We start from the raw sequence: 17,186 nt of genomic DNA on the forward strand, positions 1-17,186 counted from the left end.
CACTGCTGGAGCCGGCCGGCGTCCGACCGCAGCGCCGATCTTGCCGCCGCCGAACCGGGGGTTCATGGGGGACGAGCACGTATCTTCCGCTCCGCGAGCCCCCATGTTCACGCTCGCGGCGTGGTACGCCTCAGCCCTCTCCTGCCTCCCCTGTCTGTCCTGCTTCTCCTGCCTCCCCCGCCTCTCCCGGAGCGTCCTGCTCCGCGCGCAGGGCCTCGACCAGCCGCCGGGCACGGGTGGGCTCGTCGAGCAGCACCCGCACCAGCGGGCCGGGGGCCGCGCCGGCCAGGTAGGCCTCGACGGAGCGCGGGTCCGCCGGCAGCGCCACCGTCCCGGCCGAGAGGGCCCCGTGCACCCGGACGTAGTCGAGGCCGAGCCAGGCCAGGAGTTCACCGCCGGTGTCGTCCACGTCCGGCTGCGGCCGGTGGGCCAGCACCTCGTGCACGGCCAGCACGGCGAGCAGGACGTGCTCGGTGCCGGGCGTACGGCGGCCGAGGCGCTGGGCCTGCTGGTCCGTCTCCCACCGGATCCAGTCCGCTGCCGGGGCCGCAGGTCCGGCCGCACCCGGCGTCAACACCCGCCTCCAGCGCGGGAGTCGGCGCGAACGGCGGCCGAGCAGCGCGTCCCGGGTGGGAATCAGCAGCGGGTCCAGCACGGCGGGCGGGCCGTCCAGACGCTCCCGCACGGCCTGCGGTGCGACGCCCGCCGCGCGCAGCAGTTCGGCGGCCCGGGTGCGGTCCTCGGCGAGCAGCGCGCGCAGGACGTGCTCCGCGGTGAGCCGGTGCCCGCCGTCGCGCCGGACCTCCGCCACCGCGGCGGACAGCGCGCGGGCGGAGGCGCCGGTCAGCACGAGGTCCGGGGCCCTGGTCGAGCCGAGCACCTCCCGGGCGGGCACACCGGCGTCGGCCTCGTCGTCCGCGTCCCAGCCCGCACCGTAGCCGCCGTCGCCGTTGCAGTCAGCCTCGCCGTCGCGGTCGCCGTCGCGGTCGCCCTCACGGCCGTGGTCGCGGTCGCGGTCGCGGTCGCGCAGCAGGGCGCGCAGCTGGCTCTCGGTGGCCCCGGCGGCGGCGAGGGCCGCACCGGCCGGGCCGGTCGAGCCCACCACCGCGGCCAGCAGGTGCTCCGTCCCGAGCCGACCGCCGCCCGTGGTGCCGAGCGTGCGCCAGTCCGCGTCCAGCGTGGTCTCCATCAGACCCTCCCACTTCGGTGGCTTTACTCATGCAATGTGCCTGCTTTGCCATTTCTTTATAGTCACCCGTCCGTCAAGACGGCGTCAGCGGCCAGCGGCCAGCGGCGGAAGCTTCGGCGCCCGACCGTTGTTGGCACCGGGAGAACCCGCGCCGGCGAAAGGGGTGAGCACCGTGGCCGACACCCTCCCCGGGCCCGAACACGCCCCGGACGACGACACCTTCGACCCCGTGGACGGGGCCGCGGACACGGCAGCCGACGCGCTTGACGCCTACTCGCGGATCGTCACGACCGTGTCCGCCACCGTGACCCCGCGCGTCGCCGCGCTCCAGGTGCCCCAGCGCGGGCGGGGCGGCTGGTTCAGCACCGCGCTCGGCTCGGCGGTGGTCTTCACCGAGGACGGCTTCCTGCTCACCAACGCCCACGTCGTCGGCCACGCCGACGCCGGGACGCTGGCCTTCGCCGACGGCACCACCTCCCCCTTCCATACCATCGGCGCGGACCCGCTCTCCGACCTGGCCGTGCTGCGCGCCGACGGCCCGACCCCCACCCCGGTGCGGCTCGGCGAGGCCACCGCCCTGCGGGTCGGGCAGCTGGTCGTCGCCGTCGGCAACCCGCTCGGGCTGGCCGGCACGGTCACGGCGGGCGTGGTCAGCGCCCTCGGCCGCTCGCTCCCCGCCCACTCCGGCAGCGCCGTGCGCGTCATCGACAACGTCATCCAGACCGACGCGGCCCTCAACCCCGGCAACTCCGGCGGCGCGCTGACCACCGCGAGCGGCGAGGTCGTCGGCATCACCACGGCGGTGGCCGGGAACGGGCTCGGCCTGGCCGTCCCGATCGACGCCACCAGCCGGCAGATCATCGCCACCCTGCTCACCGACGGCCGCATCCGCCGCGCCTACCTGGGCCTCGCCGGACTGCCCGCCCCGCTACCGCCTGCCCTGCGCGAGCGCACCGGGCAGCCCACCGGCCTGCGGATCGTCGAGGTGGTCCCCGGCGCCCCCGCCGACCGCGCCGGCCTGCACGAGGGCGACCTGCTGCTCACCGCCGCCGGAGAACCGATGAGCAGCGCCCGCTCCCTGCAGCACCTGATGCTGGCCGACGCGATCGGCCGCCCGCTGTCCCTCACGGTGCTGCGCGGCCAGGCCCTGGTCGACGTCATCGCCGTCCCGGCCGAACTCCGCTCGGACGACTAGGCCCTCTCTTTCGGATCTTGTCGGATCAGCGCGCGGCGTTGAGCGCCCGGCTGGGCGTGCCGGCGGATCGTCCTCGTACTGGGTCGTACTTGGATGATTCGCCGGTGCGTCCAGGCGGGATGCCCGGCGTCGTGCGCCCGGCAAGATCCGAAAGAGAGGGCCTAGCCGTTACCGTCCATCCGGCTCGCCCGGACTGGGTGCGGCTCGCGCCGCATCGCCCACAGCGTCGGGCCGCCGTCCGGGAGCGTCAGCTCCTCGCGCACGGTGAAGCCGAAGTGCTCGTACAGGCCGAGGTTGGCGGCCTTCGAGGACTCCAGGTGGACGGGCAGTCCGGCGGCGTCGGCCTGGGCCAGCCCGGAGCGCAGCAGCGCGGCACCCTGCCCCTGGCCCTGCGCGGCGGGGTCGGCACCGATCAGCGCCAGGTACCAGTGCGGCTCCCGCGCGGCGTGCCGGCCGACCTCCTCGACGGTGCGGCCGAACAGCTCGGCGCGGTCGCCCAGGAGCTCGGTCAGCTCCCGTACGGTCGCGGCGTCCGGGACGGCCTTGGCCCGGGCCTCCGGCGGCACCCAGAAGGCGGCCGCGTTCGCGGTGCGCTCGCACACGGCGGCGTGGACGTACTGGCGGGTGAAGAGGGTGGCGAAGTACCTGCCCAGCAAGGCCCGACGCGAGGCCTCGTCGGGGAAGAACCAGCACATCATCGGGTCGTCGTCGAAGGCGGGGGCCAGCGAGCGGCTGATCGACGCCGCGTCACCGAGGGTCGCCGTCCTGGGCGTTCCGGTTGTCCGCATGCGCGCATCCTGTCGCTCCTCACATCCGGCGCGACGGCGGGGTGGCGGGGTGGCGGGTGAGTCCGTCGGCGCGGCCGTGACCGCCACCTTCACGCAGCCGGATGGCGGACCGCGCGGGGCGGGTCGCGGTGGGGGCCGGTGGTTCCGGGTGGCCCCCGTTGTCCGAACCCGTGGCCGCTCCGCGCGGTCCGTCACCCGATTCCACCGGTTCGCCGTGGCTCCGGAGTACCGGCCGGAGCCAGGGGGTTCGGTGGGGCCCACCGTCGGCGTGGTGGCCGGCGGCGGGCCGCTCGGGGGGCCTCAGCGAGGGTCGGGGTGTAGGAGGGAGACGCGGATGGTGCGGCGCGGCAGGGCGGTGGGCAGGGCGGCCAGCAGGGCGGCGGCGGTGAACACCGCGTAGTGGGCGGCCTCCGGCCAGGGGCCGGACCAGCCGAGTTCGGCGTGCCGGTGCTCGGCGAAGGCGTTGCAGCAGAGCCAGGCGGCCAGGCCGACCAGCGGTGCGGCGCCCGGCCGGGAGCGGCCGCCGACCAGGGCGCAGAGCGCCGCGTAGGCGGTCAGGGCGAGCGGGCCGGCGTGCAGTTCGCCGAGCGCGCCGAGGCCGAGCGCCGTCGCGCCGCCCGCGAGCAGGGCCACCGTGGCCGAGGTGCCGGCCGTCGGCCGTTTGCGAACGGGGTGGTACCGGGTGGCGCCCGGGCGGGCCGCGTACATCCGCACCGCCGACTACCCCTTCGCCGGGAGGAGTTCGGACAGCGGCCGGACCGGCAGGTGCCAGCGGGCACGGCGGTGCAGCGCCTCCAGTTCGTGCAGCTCGCCGAGGAGCGCGGGCACCGGGACGGTCAGCACCGGGCAGCCGGCCCGCCGCGCGCAGTAGCCGGACACCGGGCGCCGCAGCCGGCGGCGCAGCGGGCCGCCGCTCCGGCCGAGGACCAGCAGGTCGCCCGGGCGGTCGGCGACGTGGACCAGCGCCGGGCCGGTCTCGCCGCGGATGACCACCGGGCGCAGCGGCACGCCGGGGTCGGCGCCGCCGAAGGCCGCGTCGAGGGCCGCGTGCAGGCGCTGCTCGGCCTTCTCCCGGACGGCGGCGAGCAGCGGCGGGCAGGGCGAGCGCCGGTAGCCGAGCTCCCCGCCGGGCGGCTCCCAGGCCAGGACGGGCAGCAGCTCCGCGCCCCGTTCCCGCGCCTCGGTCACCCCCCGGTGCAGCGCCGCCAGGCTTCCCAGCGACCCGCTGACCCCGACCACCACCCGGGGTGCCACCACCTGGGGTGCCGCGCCGTTCTCGTGCCGCTCGCTGCCGTGCATGGTCCGTCCTCGCTCCGTGGTGTCCCGACGTCTCCCACCCAACCGCCGCCCGGGCCGCCCACCTCCACTCCTTGACGCCTCCCTGACGCGCCGGGCGGCGATCCCGACGCACTCCATACGGGAACCCGCCCCGGGCGCCCGTCGGACCCGGGCACACCTGGCAGGAGACATGAATGGTGCTATCGTCAGTAGCACCATGTTGCTGAAGCTGGACGTCGGGGACACCCGACCGCTGCACGAGCAGGTCGCCGGGGCGATCAGACGGGCCGTCGCCGAGGGCGAGTGCGCCCCCGGGGACAAGCTGCCGCCGGCCCGGGAGCTGTCCCGGGCGCTGGGGGTGAACGCCAACACCGTGCTGCGCGGGCTGCGGACGCTGCGCGACGAGGGGGTGCTGGAGTTCCGCCGGGGCCGGGGCATCACGATCGCGACGGGCGCCGACACCCGATCCGAACTCACCGAACGGGTACGGCAGTTGGTCGCCGACGCGGCCAGGGCCGGCTACAGCAGGAATGATCTCGTGGACATGATCAGGGGGATGTCGTGACGGAGGAAGCACGCGGGAAGGGACGCCCGGCGGGCCGGGGAGCCCGGTGGGGCGCGGCGGCCTGGTCGCTCGGGGTCCTGGCGCTGCTGATCGCGCTGCCGCTGGCGGCGCGCCACCGGCTGCCGGACCCGCTGGCCACCCACTGGGGCGGCCGGGACCCGGACGGCTCGATGTCGCTGACCTGGGCGGCGCTGTTCCCGGCGCTGGTCTGGCTGGTCCTGGTGGCGGTCGCCGCGCTGCTGCAGCGGTACTGCGCCGAGCAGGCGCCCGGTTGCGGGGCGGCGGCACTGGCCTCCGGCGGGGTGCTGCTGACGGGGGCGCAGACCGCCGTCGTGCACGCCAACCTGGACCGCGCCCGGTGGCAGGACGCCGCGCCGATGGGCGTCGAGGTGGTCCTGGTGCTGGCGGCCACGGCCGTCGCCGGGGCGCTGGCCTGGCTGGCGGGCCGGGGCACGGGCCGGGCGGCCGACGGCCGGCCCGAGGAGCACCCGACGGCCGGCACCCCGGCGCTGGACGTGCCGGAGGGGGAACGTTTCGTCTGGCTCTCGCGGGCCGTCAACCCGTGGCTGCAACTGCTCGCCGCCGTGCTCGGCCTGGTGGCGGTGGCCGGTGTGCTGGTGGCGGCGAGCGGCCTGACCGGACTGGACTGGTCGGTCGCGCTGTCCTTCGCGCTCCCCGCCCTGGCCGTCCTCGTCTGCTCCTCGGTGCAGGCCCGGGTGACCGCCCGGGGCCTGACCGTCGGCTTCGGCCCGTTCGGCCGCCCCGCCCGCCGCTGGTCCCCCGAGGAGCTCGTCTCGGCCCGCGCCGAGGTGCGCACCGCCGCCCAGGCGGGCGGCTGGGGCTACCGGGTCAACCGGCTCGGCACCACGGTGATGCTGCGCGGCGGCGAGTGCCTGGTGGTCCGCACCCGCCGCGGCACCGACTTCGCGGTCAGCGTCGACGACGCCGAGCGCGGGGCGGCCCTGCTCAACGCGGTGATCGCACGCGGCGGTCGGCCGACGGGCCGGGCGGCGGACCAGCCGTCGTAGACCGGCCGTCGTAGACCGGCCGTCGTAGACCGGCCGTCGTAGACCGGCCGTCGTAGACCGGCCGCGCCGGGCGGCCGGAGACTTCCCGGGCCACCGGGACAGACCGCCGGTCGGAGGGGATCAGGTCATCGCCGCTGGTCACCGGGGGGATGCCGGGCGGCGGCCCGGGAGCGCAAACCACTCGATTCAGTGGTGCTTCGAACGCCAATGCGGGTACACCAGTTGATGGCCGCTCAGGTGGGGCGGATCCCGTCGACACCGCCCCCTCCTGTCCCTCGCGGCCCGAGAAGTCCGCGGGCGCCGGCGCGCCCGCACCGCATGCAAGGAGGCGTCCGTGACTCACGACTCACGCGCGCAGAACCCACCGGACGTCCGGCGGGGCGTCCAGGACGGACGGACGGTCACGTTCCTGCGCCTCGGCGTCGGGCTGATCGGCATCCTGCTCCCGGTCGTCCTGCCGTTCGGCAACTGGCTGGCCGCCGAGCTGCTGGGGCGCAGCACGGACGGCTTCTGGCCCGGTTCGATGAGCGCCTCGTACTACACCGGCACCCGGAACGTCTTCGTGGGCGCCCTGTGCGCGCTCGGGGTGTTCCTGGTCTGCTACCGCTTCGACCGCCGGGACGACCGCTGGAGCACGGCGGCCGGGTTCTTCGCGGTCGGGGTCGCGCTGTGCCCCGCGTCCCCGGAGGGGGCGTCCGGCCTGCAGCGCACCATCGGGGTGTTTCACCTGGTCTTCGCGAGCCTGCTGTTCGTCATGCTGGCGCTGTTCTGCCTCTACTCCTTCCGCAATCCGCGCTCGACCCAGCCGGCCCGGGTCGGCGCGGCCTACCTGGCGGCCGGGGTGCTGATCCTGGTCGCCCTCGCGCTCTCCATCGCGGCCGGGGCGACGGGCATCGGCGCCGACTGGCGGATACGGCCGCTCTACCTGTGCGAGTGGCTGGCGACGTGGTCCTTCGGTGCGGCCTGGCTCGGCGCCGCGCTCGAACTCGCCGCGCACCGCCGGGCCGGCCCCGACCAGGCCGCCGTACCCCGGCAGCCGGGCGGCGCCCTGGCGGAGCCGGTGCAGCCGGAGGCGCAGGCCTGAGGAGCCCACCCGAGGAGCCAGCCTGAGGGACCGTCATCACGCCCTCCCCGGGGCCCGTTACCATGCGCTCCAGGGACCGCCACCGGGGCGGCCGGTGACGGATCCCCCACGGGAGGGCGAGCATGGCGAACGAGGTCCGGGCTGAACGCGGTCCGAACGAGGACTACCCGTCGGTGGACCTGCGGATGGACGTCCCGCACTCCGCCCGGGTCTACGACTACCTCATCGGCGGCAAGACCAACTTCGAGGCGGACCGCACCGCCGCGCACGCCTCGGTGCGGGCCTGGCCGTCGCTGCCGATCTCGATGCGCACCACCCGCTCCTTCATGCAGCGCTCGGTGCGCCACCTCGCCGAGCGGTACGGCGTGCGGCAGTTCCTGGACATCGGCACCGGCATCCCCACCTCGCCGAACGTGCACGAGATCGCCCAGGCGATCGTGCCCGGGGCCCGGGTCGCGTACGTGGACAACGACCCGATCGTGCTGACCCACGCGCGGGCGCTGATGTCCAGCACGCCCGAGGGCCGTACCTGTTACGTGGACGCCGACTTCCGCGACCCGGAGTCGATCATCACCGACCCCCGGCTGCGCGAAGTGCTCGACCTCTCGCAGCCGGTGGCGCTGTCGCTCATCGCGATCGTCCACTTCGTGCTGGACGAGGACGACCCGCAGGGCATCGTGCGCCGCTTCATGGACGCGCTGGCGCCCGGCAGCTTCCTCGCCCTGACGGTGTTCACCGGCGACACCGACCCGGTGGGCGTGGGCGGTGTCGGCCGGGAGTACAACGCGCGCGGCATCCCGCTGCAGATCCGTGACAAGGCCGAGGCGGAGGCCTTCTTCGACGGCTACGAGCTGCTCGACCCGGGCGTCACGCTGGTCCACCACTGGCACCCGGACGCCGACGCGGCGCCCGTCCGTGACCGGGACATCGCGATGTACGCGGGCGTGGCGATCAAGCGCTGAACCGTTCCCGCCCGCGCAGGCGGCCGCAGCGAGGCGGGCCCCAACCACCCGGCCCCGGTCACCCGGGGACGGTGACCAGGCCCGCCTCGTAGGCCAGGATGACCAGCTGCACCCGGTCCCGGGCGTCGAGCTTGGCGAGCAGCCGGGTCATGTAGGTCTTCACGGTGGCGATGCTGAGCACCAGTTCGGCGGCGATCTCGGTGTTGGACAGCCCGCGGCCGACCAGGGTGAGGATCTCCCGCTCGCGCCCGGTGATCGCGTCCAGCCGCCGCTCGGCCGCCGCGGCCGCACCCGGCGCCGCCGCCCCACCCGACAGCCCCGGCAGTGCCCCCGCCGGCGCCCCGGCGGCCGGCCGCCGACGAAGGCGCCGATCAGCCGCCGGGTGACGCTCGGTGCGATCAGGGCGTCCCCGGCGGCGACCACCCGCACCGCGCCGAGGATGTCGTCCAGCGCCATGTCCTTGACCACGAAGCCGGACGCCCCCGCGTGCAGCGCCGCGTAGACGTGCTCGTCCTCGTCGAAGGTGGTGAGCACCAGCACCCTGGTCGGCCCGCCGGCGGAGGTCACCAGCCGGGTGGCCTCGATGCCGTCCATGCCGGGCATCCGGATGTCCATCACCACGACGTCCGGGCGCAGTTCGGCGGCCAGCCGGACGGCGTCGGCCCCGGTGCCCGCCTCGCCGACCACCTCGACGTCCGTGGTCTCCGTGATGACCATCTCCAGCGCGGCCCGCACCAGCGGTTGGTCGTCGACCAGCACCACCCGGATCATGCGCCCGCCTCCCCCGTCGCCGAGGCCGCGAGTGCGGGCACCGGCAGCGTCGCCGCGACCCGGAACCCGCCGTCGGCGCGCGGCCCCGCGTCGAACTCGCCGTCCAGCAGGGCGACCCGCTCGCGCAGACCGGCCAGCCCGAAGCCGCTGCCCGGCTCGCTGCCGTACCCCCGGCCCCGGTCGGTCACCTCGACGGACAGCTCCCCCGCCGTCCGGTGGTCGACGGAGACCACGCAGGCGGCCGCGGCCGCGTGCCGGACCACGTTGGTGACCGACTCCTGGATGATCCGGAAGGCCGCGAGGTCGACCTCCGGCGGCAACGGCCGCGGGTCACCGTGCCGGCGGACCTCCACCCGCACCCCGGCCGCCGTGGTCACCCCGGCCAGCCGGTCGAGGTCGGCCAGGCTCTGCGGAACGGTGGCCGAGGCCTCGCCGTCGGCCCGGCGCAGCACGACCAGCATCCGGCGCAGCGCGGCCAGGGTGTCCCGTCCGGCGGCCTCGATCTCGCCGAGCGCCTCCTTGGCGCGCTCGGGCCGGCGGTCGATGACCCGGCGGGCGGCGCCGGCCTGCAGCGCGACGACGCCGAGGCCGTGGGCGACGGTGTCGTGCATCTCGCGGGCGATCCGCAGCCGTTCGGCGGTGACCGCCTCTGCGGCCGCCCGGCTGGTCAACGCCTCCGCGTGCTCCCGGTTCTGCCGCACCGAGCGGCCGACCAGCCAGGCGACCAGCGCGAGCAGCGCGGCGCCGTCGGCGGAGCCGATGTGGGTCCCGGTGAAGATGCCGACGGTGTCGCCGCGCACCAGCCCGATGTGCAGCACCAGGAAGCCCATGACCACGGCGAACGCGGCCCGCGAGGTGCGGCGCGACCGGGTGGCGGTGATCAGGCAGAGCGCGGCGTCCACGGCGAGCAGCGCGCCGGGCGGCACCTGGGTGCCGCCGGCCCAGCCGTCGGTCTCGGTCCAGGTGGCGATCAGCAGCAGGACGACCGAGAGCACCGGCAGCCGGCGCACCAGCGCGGCACCCGCGAAGGCGACCACCGTGTCGGCCAGGGTGAACGCCCAGCCGCCGTGCGCGGCGGCGCCGTGGTGCTGTCCGGCGCCGGCGCCGAGGCGGACGGCCGGATAGGCGGCGGCCACGCACCAGGCGAGACCGACCCACACCTCGGGCGGGACGCGCCGGAACGGCGGCGGGGAAGGGGTCGACAACATGGTTCAAGATCGTAACGACAGCCCGGGACGCCGTCATCCAACCGTGGTTGTACGACCGGGGCTGACCTGCGGTGTCGACGTCGGTCCGATGCCCCGCGGTCCACTCCCCCGGCAAAGTGGTGCCCATGATCGAAGTCAACGAGCTGACGAAGCACTACGGCCGCGGCACCACCGTCCGGGCCGCCGTCGACCGCCTCACCTTCACCGTCCGGCCGGGCACCGTCACCGGCTTCCTCGGCCCCAACGGCGCGGGCAAGTCCACCACCCTGCGGATGGTCCTCGGCCTCAACGACCCCACCGCCGGCACCGTCACCGTCGACGGCCGGCCGTTCCGCGGCCGGCCCCGCGGCCTGCGCCACGTCGGCGCGCTGCTGGACGCCGGCGACGTGCACGGCGGGCGCAGCGCCCGGGCCCATCTGCGGGCGCTGGCCCGCAGCAACCGGATCCCGGACGCCCGGGTCGAGGAGGTACTGGCGGAGGTCGGGCTCGCCGAGGCCGCCGGGCGCCGGATCCGCGGCTACTCGCTCGGCATGAAGCAGCGGCTCGGCATCGCCGGCGCCCTGCTCGGCGACCCGCCCGTCCTGCTCTTCGACGAGCCGCTGAACGGGCTGGACCCGGAGGGCGTGCTCTGGGTGCGCGGCCTGTTCCGGCGCCTCGCCGCCGAGGGCCGGACGGTGTTCGTCTCCAGCCACATGATGGCGGAGATGGAGCACACCGCCGACCGGCTGGTCGTGATCGGACGCGGCCGGCTGATCGCCGACGAGAGCCTGGCCGAGTTCGCCGCCCGCGCGGGCCGCGCCACCGTCACCGTGCGGACCGCCGAACCCGACCGGCTGGCCGCCGTGCTGACGGCCGCAGGCGCCACCGTACGGCCGGGCCCGGAGGCCGCCCTCGCGGGGGCCGGCCCGGACGACACGCTCACGGTCACCGGCCTGGACGACCGCCGGATCGGCGAACTCGCGCTGGAGAACGGCCTGTTGCTCTACGCCCTGACCACCCGCGGCGCCTCCCTGGAGGAGGCGTTCATGACCCTGACCGCCGACAGCGTCGAATACCTCGCCGGAGAGCCCCGATGAACACCCTGATGACCGCCGGGACCGCAACCACCGATTCCCGCGTCCGCCGCACCGGACCGCGTGCCCTCGACACCGAACCCCGCGCCCGCTTCACCGACCTGCTCGCCGCCGAGTGGCTCAAGTTCCGCTCGCTGCGCTCGATCCCCTGGGTGCTCGGCCTCAGCGCGCTGGCCGTCATCGCCGCCGGCCTCAAGTCCGCCCTGTACACCCGCGACCACTACACGCCCGGCGACGGCGATCCGGTGGTCATGGCACAGCTGGCGCTCAACGACGCCTTCAACATGGCAGCCGCCGACATCCTGCTGCTCGTCGCCGGCGGCCTCGGCGCCATCGTCATCGCCGGCGAGTACGCGACCGGACTGATCCGCACGACGCTGGCGGCCGTGCCGGACCGCCGGGCCGTCCTGCTGGCCAAGGCCTGCGTGCTGGCCGCCGCGATGCTCGGCTACGGCCTGCTCACCGTCGGCGTCTCCTTCGGCCTCACCCAGGCGATCCTGTCCGACGTCGGCATCGGCCAGTCCCTCAGCGACCCCGCCGCCTTCCGGTACGTCGCGGCGGCCGTACTGTTCGGCCCGGTCTGCGCGCTGATCGGGCTCGGACTCGGCACCCTGATCCGGCACAGCGCGGGCGCCGTCGTCGGTACGGTCGTGGTGCTGTTCTTCCTCCCGTCGCTCCTCACCGAGCGCTACCGCTGGACCGCCGACCTGCTGCACGCCCTGCCGCTGCCCGCCTTTCAACGCCTGGCCCGGACCACCCTGGCGGGCATGCGCCCGACCGAGTACCCGGCGACCGTCACCGGCTCCTGGATCACCTTCGCGGCCTGGGCCCTCGGCTCGGTGGCGGTCGCGACGCTGGTCATCCACCGCCGGGACCACTGAGGGCCGGTGGCAGCCGACACGCCCGGCGGGCACTCAGAACGCCGCGACGCGCCCCGGCGCCCGCTCCGCCCGGCTGAGCGCCCGCACCACGTCCACCCACCCGTGCCGGCGGACGGCCGGCCGGGCCGGCAGGCCCACCACGAAGTCGGCTGCCTCCGGCGGGAGTTCGGGGGTCGGAACGCCGACGCTGACCGCCAGGCCGCCGCCACCTCGGGGCGGCACAGCAACCGCTCGGCGGCCCCGGCCGCCGCGAGGAAACCCACCCGGACACCCGTCACGATCCGCCTCCTACCTCAGCCGTCCAGCCCGGAAGCCGGTCCACAGGCGGGAGTTCGAAGACGGGCCCCAGGGCCGCTCGAAGGCCCGCCCTACGCACGCCGTCCCACCCAGTCGTCGGTCACCGCCACCAGCAGCGCCACCAGGACCAGGCCCGCCGCGACCGTCACGCCCAGTTGGAAGGCCGTCGCCCAGTCCGGGTGGCGGCCGCGGGCGTGCGCGAAGAACACCGAGCCGACGACCGCGATGCCGACCGCCGAGCCGACCCGCTGCGCGGTCTGCAGGACGCCGCCCGCGCTGCCCGCCCGGGCGACCGGCACCCGCTGGAGGGTCAGCGTCTGGTTCGGGGCGATCACCAGCCCGCTGCCGACCCCGGCGACCAGCAGCGGCAGCGCGGTCGTCCAGCCCACCCGCGGCCCGGACCACAGCTGCACCGCGAGCGCCGCGGCCAGCAGGCCGCCCAGCACCAGCAGCAGCCCGGCCACCACCAGCCGTCGCCCGAGCCGGCTCACCAGCCGGCCGCCCACCGCCGCGGCCACCCCCGAGCCGACCGCGAACGGGGTGATCGCCAGGCCCGCCGTCAGCGCCGAGTAGTGCAGGCCCGCCTGGAGGTACAGCGTGAAGATGAAGAAGATCGCGGTGAACCCGGCGAAGTACACCAGCGACAGCAGCACCCCGGCCGCGTACGGGCGCACCCTGAACAGCGCCATGCTCACCAGCGGTTCGTGCCGCCGCCCGTAGGCCGCCTCCCAGCCGACGAAGGCGGCCAGCAGCACCGCCGCCACCGGCAGCAGCAGCCAGCGGGACGCGCTGTGCCACTGCTGCTCCTGGACGAACGGCAGCAGCAGGGAGACCGTGCCGGCGCCGAGCAGCACCACCCCGACCGGGTCGAAGTCCCGGTGCCCGGCCCGCTCGGTGGCGGGCGGGGGCGGCGGGAGCAGCCGGTAGGCGACCGGCAGGGCGGCGACGCCGATCGGCAGGTTGACCAGGAACACCCAGCGCCAGCCGTCCTGCGGGCCGAACAGGTGGATCAGCAGGCCGCCGAGCAGCGGTCCGACGGCGGTGGACAGCCCGATGGTGGCTCCGAGCGCGCCGAAGGCCCGGCCGCGCTCGGCACCCTGGAAGAGGGTCTGGATGAAGCCGGACACCTGCGGCACCAGCACGCCGCCCGCCGCGCCCTGGAACAGCCGGGCCAGCACCAGCCACTCCTGGTTGCGTGCCGCGCCGGCCAGCGCGCTGGCCGCGGTGAACAGGGCGAGCCCGGTCAGGAAGACGGCCCGCCGGCTGCGCGCGTCACCGAGCCGCCCGGCCGGGACGAGCACCAGGCCGAAGGCCAGCGCGTAGCCGCTGAGCACCCACTGCAGGCCGCTCTCCGACATGTGCAGCCCGGCCCGGACGGTCGGCAGGGCGACGTTGACGATGCTGACGTCCAGCAAGGTCATGAACCCGGCCACCAGGCAGACCGCGAGCGCCTGCCACCGCCGCGCGGCGGCCCGCCCGCCCGCGGCGGTGGCGCCGGGCGGGCCCGGCGGGCCGGGCGGGCCTGGCTGCGCGGTGCTGCGCGGGGGACGGGCGGTCATCGGAGCCTCTTCCCGGAGTCCGGGGCGGCCTGCTGCCCGGCCGATCGTCGGCCGGCTCCGCTCGGCTCATCGTCGCCCGCGCCACCGGGCGCCGCCACCCGGGCCTTAACCGGCCAAGGCCCTGACCACGGCACCGCACAAGGCCCCGCGCCCGGCCCCGTACGGTCTCCCGGCGCGCCCTCACCCGATCAGCCGAACCGGATCGCGATCGGCGCCCGCACGCCAGAGGCTGACGGCATGACCGTCGCCACCGAGAACCCGCCGTCCGCCCCACCGGTGCTGGACGTCCGGCAGCGGAACGTCGTCTTCGGCACGATCGTGCTCGGCATGCTGCTGGCCGCCCTCGACCAGACCATCGTCGGCACCGCGCTGCCCACCATCGTCGCGGACCTCGGCGGGGCCGCGCACATGTCCTGGGTGGTGACCTCCTACCTGCTGGCCGAGACGGTGGCCACCGTGCTGGCCGGCAAGTTCGGCGACCTGTACGGGCGCAAGCTGGTGTTCCAGGTGTCGGCGATCGTCTTCGTCGGCGGCTCGTTCCTGTGCGGCCTGTCCACCAACATGACGCTGCTGATCGCCTGGCGGGCGGTGCAGGGCATCGGCGCGGGCGGTCTGATGGTCACCGCGATGGCGCTGATCGCGGACGTCATCCCGCTGCGCGAGCGCGGCAAGTACCAGGGCGCGATCGGCGCGGTGTTCGGCGTGGCCACGGTGATCGGGCCGCTGCTGGGCGGGCTGTTCACCGACCACCTGTCCTGGCGCTGGGCGTTCTACGTCAACGTGCCGATCGCGGTCGTGGTGGTGATCGCGGCCGCCCGGACCATCCCCTCGGTGCGCTCGGCGGCCCGGCCGGTGGTCGACTACCTGGGCATCGCCCTGGTCTCGGTCGGCGCCGGCGCGCTGATCCTGGCGACCAGTTGGGGCGGCAACCAGTACGCCTGGGGCTCCGGGGTGATCATCGCCCTGTTCGTCGGCGGCGCGCTGGCGCTCGGCCTGTTCTGCTGGGCGGAGACCCGGGCGGTCGAACCGATGCTGCCGATGCGGCTGTTCCGCAACCCGGTGTTCACGGTCTGCTCGGTGCTCAGCTTCATCGTCGGCTTCGCGATGCTCGGCGCGCTGACCTTCCTGCCGACCTTCCTGCAGTACGTGGACGGCGACTCGGCGACGGTCTCCGGCGTCCGCATGCTGCCGATGGTGATCGGTCTGCTGATCGCCTCGGTCGGCAGCGGCAACGTGGTCAGCAAGACCGGGAAGTACCGGATGTTCCCGATCGCCGGCACGGCGGTGATGGCCCTCGGCCTCTACCTGCTCTCCCGGCTCGAACCCGGCACCGGCACCGCACTGGCCTCGTTCTACATGTTCGTGCTCGGCGTCGGCATCGGGCTGAGCATGCAGGTGCTCACCATCGCCGTCCAGAACACCGTCGACTACGCGGACCTCGGCACCGCCACCTCCGGGGTGACCTTCTTCCGCACCATCGGCAGCTCCTTCGGCACCGCCGTGTTCGGCACCATCTACGCCAACAGCCTCAAGACCGAACTCGGCAAGGGCGTCGCCACCGCCGCCCGGCTCACCGGCGCCGACCCGGCCGTGCTCGCCCGCGCCGCCGAGAGCCCGCAGGGGCTGCACCGCCTGCCCGTCGAGCAGGCCGCGCCGATCGTACGGGCGTACTCCGACGCCCTGCACACCGTGTACCTGTGGACGATCCCGGTGGCGGCGGTCGGCTTCGTGGTCGCGCTCTTCCTCAAGCAGGTCCAGCTGCGCGACACCGCCCGGGCGGGCTCGACCGACATGGGCGAGGGCTTCGCCCAGCCGACCACCGGCGACTCCGACCCGCACCTGGAGTACGCGGTCTGCACGATCGTGCGCGGCGTGGACCTCGACACCGTCCGGACGATCGTCTCCGGCGCCGACACCCGGGTCGACCTCGCCGGGGCCTGGGCGCTGATGGAGGTCGCCCAGCACACCAAGGCCGTCGGCCACGCCGACCTCGACCTCATCGCCGCCCGCAAGCGGGTCCCGCCCGAGGTGCTGGAGCCGGTCTTCGACCGGATGGCCGCCGAGGGCTACCTGGTCCGCGACGGCGACCGCCTCGTCCACACCGAGGCCGGCACCCGCGAGGTCCAGGCCCTCGGCCGCGCCTGGTCCGGCTGGCTCAACGCCCGCCTCGACGCCGACGCCGGCCGCCCCCGCAGCCCCCAACTGCGCACCGCCGCCGACGCCATCGCCTGGCGCCTCCTGGTCGAGGACCTCGCCAACGGCCTCCCGGCCCACGCCCGCCCGAAGGACACCGCCCGGGTCTAGGTCCTACACCTCGGCGGCGGACTCGTGCGCCCATGACCGTGAGACGGGAGTGATGACTCCCTCGATGATCTCGTGACGTGCCGTACTCACCGGGTCTCGTTTCCTTCCGTGCGTCATCGGGTCACAGGTGGCGTCAGCCGGTCAGCCAGGGGGCCTCGGGGAGTTTGGCGGTGCCGTCGTGGCCGGTGAAGTCCGCCGTGGTCGGTGTGCCGAGGCCCGGCATGCGCATCGTGACCCGGCGCAGTGCGCCGTCGCCGTCGACCCAGTACGTCAGTGGTGACCGTTCGCCGTCGGGTGCGGAGCCCTGGGCGCGCGGGCCGGCGAAGCGGTCGTAGCCGCGGCCGTCGATCCGGTCGCGGCCCAGCCAGCGGGCGCCGGACTGGGCGAGCAGCAGCGGGTTGTCGGGGCGGTCGGCGCCGAGTTGGACGATCAGGCTGAGCCCGGCGTCCAGGGGGTCGGCCGTGTAGGAGCGCGGTGACCAGGCCTGCCGGGGCACGTGTTCGGCCTGCTGCCAGGCCGGGCCGTCGACGCCGGCCGGCTCGGGGGCCAGTCCGAGGCCGCCGGTGTCCCAGACGACCAGCCCGTGGTCCAGCGGGCCGCTCGCCCCGGTGGTGCGGTAGCGGCCCACGCCCCGGTGGGTGCGGTAGTCCACGACGCCCTCGACCCGGATGCTCACTCCCCCGCCCTCGGTGGCGGTGAGGGTCACGCCGACCGGGGCGGCCTGGTAGAGGTTGAGCCGTGACACGGCCAGCCGGGAGGCCTCGTCCGTGGTCACCGGCCGTTCGCCGGTCTCGTCGGAGACCGCCCGGTAGACGGCGAGGCCGCCGACCGCGGTGCCGCACACCGCGATCGCGACCAGGGTCCGGAGGAGGCGGCGGCGACGCGGCCTGCGGGGGTCGGGGTCGGTCTGCGCCTTCCGGGCCATGCGGGGTGCCTTCTCTCGTCGGTTCTCGTCGATGGGTCGGAACGGCGGGCCGGTCACAGCAGTCGGGCGGGCCCGGGGA

At 75.3% G+C, this 17,186-nt stretch carries 16 protein-coding genes and 1 pseudogene; 8 read left to right on the forward strand and 9 right to left on the reverse strand.

The genetic code is table 11. The features are described from left to right. Window positions 1–130 precede the first annotated feature (130 nt). On the reverse strand, window positions 131–1,189 hold the full coding sequence (locus ACYP53_RS33865) for a Clp protease N-terminal domain-containing protein (protein ID WP_459650285.1): 1,059 nt from the start codon (window positions 1,187–1,189) through the stop codon (window positions 131–133). Between the two features lie 172 nt (window positions 1,190–1,361). Here ACYP53_RS33865 and ACYP53_RS33870 point away from each other — a divergent pair, with 172 nt between their 5' ends. After that, window positions 1,362–2,384: a S1C family serine protease gene (locus tag ACYP53_RS33870; protein ID WP_459650286.1), complete on the forward strand. Its 1,023-nt coding sequence runs from the start codon at window positions 1,362–1,364 to the stop codon at window positions 2,382–2,384. 161 nt (window positions 2,385–2,545) lie between these two features. Here ACYP53_RS33870 and ACYP53_RS33875 read toward each other — a convergent pair whose 3' ends face one another. The 3 genes from ACYP53_RS33875 to ACYP53_RS33885 form a co-directional block, all read right to left on the reverse strand. Next, the gene (locus tag ACYP53_RS33875) at window positions 2,546–3,172 is read right to left on the reverse strand and encodes a GNAT family N-acetyltransferase (RefSeq protein ID WP_459650287.1); all 627 of its coding nucleotides are present in this window, start codon (window positions 3,170–3,172) and stop codon (window positions 2,546–2,548) included. Window positions 3,173–3,472: 300 nt separating this feature from the next. Next, window positions 3,473–3,886, reverse strand: coding sequence for a hypothetical protein (locus tag ACYP53_RS33880; protein WP_459650288.1), 414 nt, complete (start codon window positions 3,884–3,886; stop codon window positions 3,473–3,475). A gap of 6 nt (window positions 3,887–3,892) precedes the next feature. Next, on the reverse strand, window positions 3,893–4,471 hold the full coding sequence (locus tag ACYP53_RS33885) for a universal stress protein (RefSeq protein ID WP_459650289.1): 579 nt from the start codon (window positions 4,469–4,471) through the stop codon (window positions 3,893–3,895). A gap of 196 nt (window positions 4,472–4,667) precedes the next feature. Here ACYP53_RS33885 and ACYP53_RS33890 point away from each other — a divergent pair, with 196 nt between their 5' ends. From ACYP53_RS33890 to ACYP53_RS33905, 4 genes are all read left to right on the forward strand, one after another. Then, a complete protein-coding gene (locus ACYP53_RS33890) occupies window positions 4,668–5,015 on the forward strand; it encodes a GntR family transcriptional regulator (protein WP_189926337.1) in 348 nt (115 codons plus the stop codon). After that, window positions 5,012–6,043 carry a DUF1648 domain-containing protein gene (locus tag ACYP53_RS33895; RefSeq protein ID WP_459650290.1) on the forward strand — a complete coding sequence of 344 codons (1,032 nt, stop codon included), beginning with the start codon at window positions 5,012–5,014 and terminating at the stop codon, window positions 6,041–6,043. The genes ACYP53_RS33890 and ACYP53_RS33895 overlap by 4 nt, the downstream gene beginning before the upstream one ends. Window positions 6,044–6,377: 334 nt before the next feature. Continuing rightward, window positions 6,378–7,127 carry a hypothetical protein gene (locus ACYP53_RS33900; RefSeq protein WP_459650291.1) on the forward strand — a complete coding sequence of 250 codons (750 nt, stop codon included), beginning with the start codon at window positions 6,378–6,380 and terminating at the stop codon, window positions 7,125–7,127. A 122-nt stretch (window positions 7,128–7,249) separates the two neighbouring features. Beyond that, entirely contained in the window at window positions 7,250–8,089 is an 840-nt protein-coding gene (locus ACYP53_RS33905) for an SAM-dependent methyltransferase (protein ID WP_459650292.1), read from the forward strand. Window positions 8,090–8,147: 58 nt separating this feature from the next. On the opposite strand, the pseudogene ACYP53_RS33910 reads toward ACYP53_RS33905, so the two are convergent. Both ACYP53_RS33910 and ACYP53_RS33915 read right to left on the reverse strand, forming a co-directional pair. Then, window positions 8,148–8,860: pseudogene (locus ACYP53_RS33910) on the reverse strand (response regulator transcription factor). Next, window positions 8,857–10,068 (reverse strand): sensor histidine kinase, encoded by a 1,212-nt coding sequence (locus ACYP53_RS33915; RefSeq protein ID WP_459650293.1) that lies wholly within the window; start codon window positions 10,066–10,068, stop codon window positions 8,857–8,859. The pseudogene ACYP53_RS33910 and the gene ACYP53_RS33915 overlap by 4 nt, the downstream one beginning before the upstream one ends. 125 nt (window positions 10,069–10,193) lie before the next feature. Here ACYP53_RS33915 and ACYP53_RS33920 point away from each other — a divergent pair, with 125 nt between their 5' ends. Together ACYP53_RS33920 and ACYP53_RS33925 are read left to right on the forward strand one after the other, a co-directional pair. Then, window positions 10,194–11,144 carry an ABC transporter ATP-binding protein gene (locus tag ACYP53_RS33920; RefSeq protein ID WP_459650294.1) on the forward strand — a complete coding sequence of 317 codons (951 nt, stop codon included), beginning with the start codon at window positions 10,194–10,196 and terminating at the stop codon, window positions 11,142–11,144. Then, window positions 11,141–12,022: an ABC transporter permease subunit gene (locus ACYP53_RS33925; protein ID WP_459650295.1), complete on the forward strand. Its 882-nt coding sequence runs from the start codon at window positions 11,141–11,143 to the stop codon at window positions 12,020–12,022. The genes ACYP53_RS33920 and ACYP53_RS33925 overlap by 4 nt, the downstream gene beginning before the upstream one ends. Window positions 12,023–12,055: 33 nt before the next feature. Here ACYP53_RS33925 and ACYP53_RS33930 read toward each other — a convergent pair whose 3' ends face one another. Together ACYP53_RS33930 and ACYP53_RS33935 are read right to left on the reverse strand one after the other, a co-directional pair. After that, on the reverse strand, window positions 12,056–12,244 hold the full coding sequence (locus ACYP53_RS33930) for a hypothetical protein (protein ID WP_459650296.1): 189 nt from the start codon (window positions 12,242–12,244) through the stop codon (window positions 12,056–12,058). Between the two features lie 146 nt (window positions 12,245–12,390). After that, complete coding sequence (locus ACYP53_RS33935) at window positions 12,391–13,878, reverse strand: MFS transporter (RefSeq protein WP_459650297.1); 1,488 nt, start codon at window positions 13,876–13,878, stop codon at window positions 12,391–12,393. 237 nt (window positions 13,879–14,115) lie between these two features. Here ACYP53_RS33935 and ACYP53_RS33940 point away from each other — a divergent pair, with 237 nt between their 5' ends. After that, window positions 14,116–16,182, forward strand: a complete 2,067-nt coding sequence (locus ACYP53_RS33940; RefSeq protein WP_459650298.1) for an MDR family MFS transporter — start codon at window positions 14,116–14,118, stop codon at window positions 16,180–16,182. A gap of 133 nt (window positions 16,183–16,315) precedes the next feature. Here the strand turns inward: ACYP53_RS33940 and ACYP53_RS33945 are convergent, their stop codons facing one another. Further along, a complete protein-coding gene (locus ACYP53_RS33945; protein WP_459650299.1) occupies window positions 16,316–17,107 on the reverse strand; it encodes a hypothetical protein in 792 nt (263 codons plus the stop codon). Window positions 17,108–17,186: the final 79 nt, after the last annotated feature.

The organism is Kitasatospora sp. Ki12, assembly GCF_054601375.1.

Excerpts from the sequence above, each read along its gene's own strand:
- ACYP53_RS33865 (WP_459650285.1), bottom strand. The coding sequence starts at position 1,189 with ATGGAGACCACGCTGGACGCGGACTGGCGCACGCTCGGCACCACGGGC.
- ACYP53_RS33875 (WP_459650287.1), bottom strand. The coding sequence starts at position 3,172 with ATGCGGACAACCGGAACGCCCAGGACGGCGACCCTCGGTGACGCGGCG.
- ACYP53_RS33885 (WP_459650289.1), bottom strand. The coding sequence starts at position 4,471 with ATGCACGGCAGCGAGCGGCACGAGAACGGCGCGGCACCCCAGGTGGTG.
- ACYP53_RS33890 (WP_189926337.1), top strand. The coding sequence starts at position 4,668 with ATGTTGCTGAAGCTGGACGTCGGGGACACCCGACCGCTGCACGAGCAG.
- ACYP53_RS33905 (WP_459650292.1), top strand. The coding sequence starts at position 7,250 with ATGGCGAACGAGGTCCGGGCTGAACGCGGTCCGAACGAGGACTACCCG.
- ACYP53_RS33915 (WP_459650293.1), bottom strand. The coding sequence starts at position 10,068 with ATGTTGTCGACCCCTTCCCCGCCGCCGTTCCGGCGCGTCCCGCCCGAG.
- ACYP53_RS33920 (WP_459650294.1), top strand. The coding sequence starts at position 10,194 with ATGATCGAAGTCAACGAGCTGACGAAGCACTACGGCCGCGGCACCACC.
- ACYP53_RS33925 (WP_459650295.1), top strand. The coding sequence starts at position 11,141 with ATGAACACCCTGATGACCGCCGGGACCGCAACCACCGATTCCCGCGTC.
- ACYP53_RS33935 (WP_459650297.1), bottom strand. The coding sequence starts at position 13,878 with ATGACCGCCCGTCCCCCGCGCAGCACCGCGCAGCCAGGCCCGCCCGGC.
- ACYP53_RS33940 (WP_459650298.1), top strand. The coding sequence starts at position 14,116 with ATGACCGTCGCCACCGAGAACCCGCCGTCCGCCCCACCGGTGCTGGAC.
- ACYP53_RS33945 (WP_459650299.1), bottom strand. The coding sequence starts at position 17,107 with ATGGCCCGGAAGGCGCAGACCGACCCCGACCCCCGCAGGCCGCGTCGC.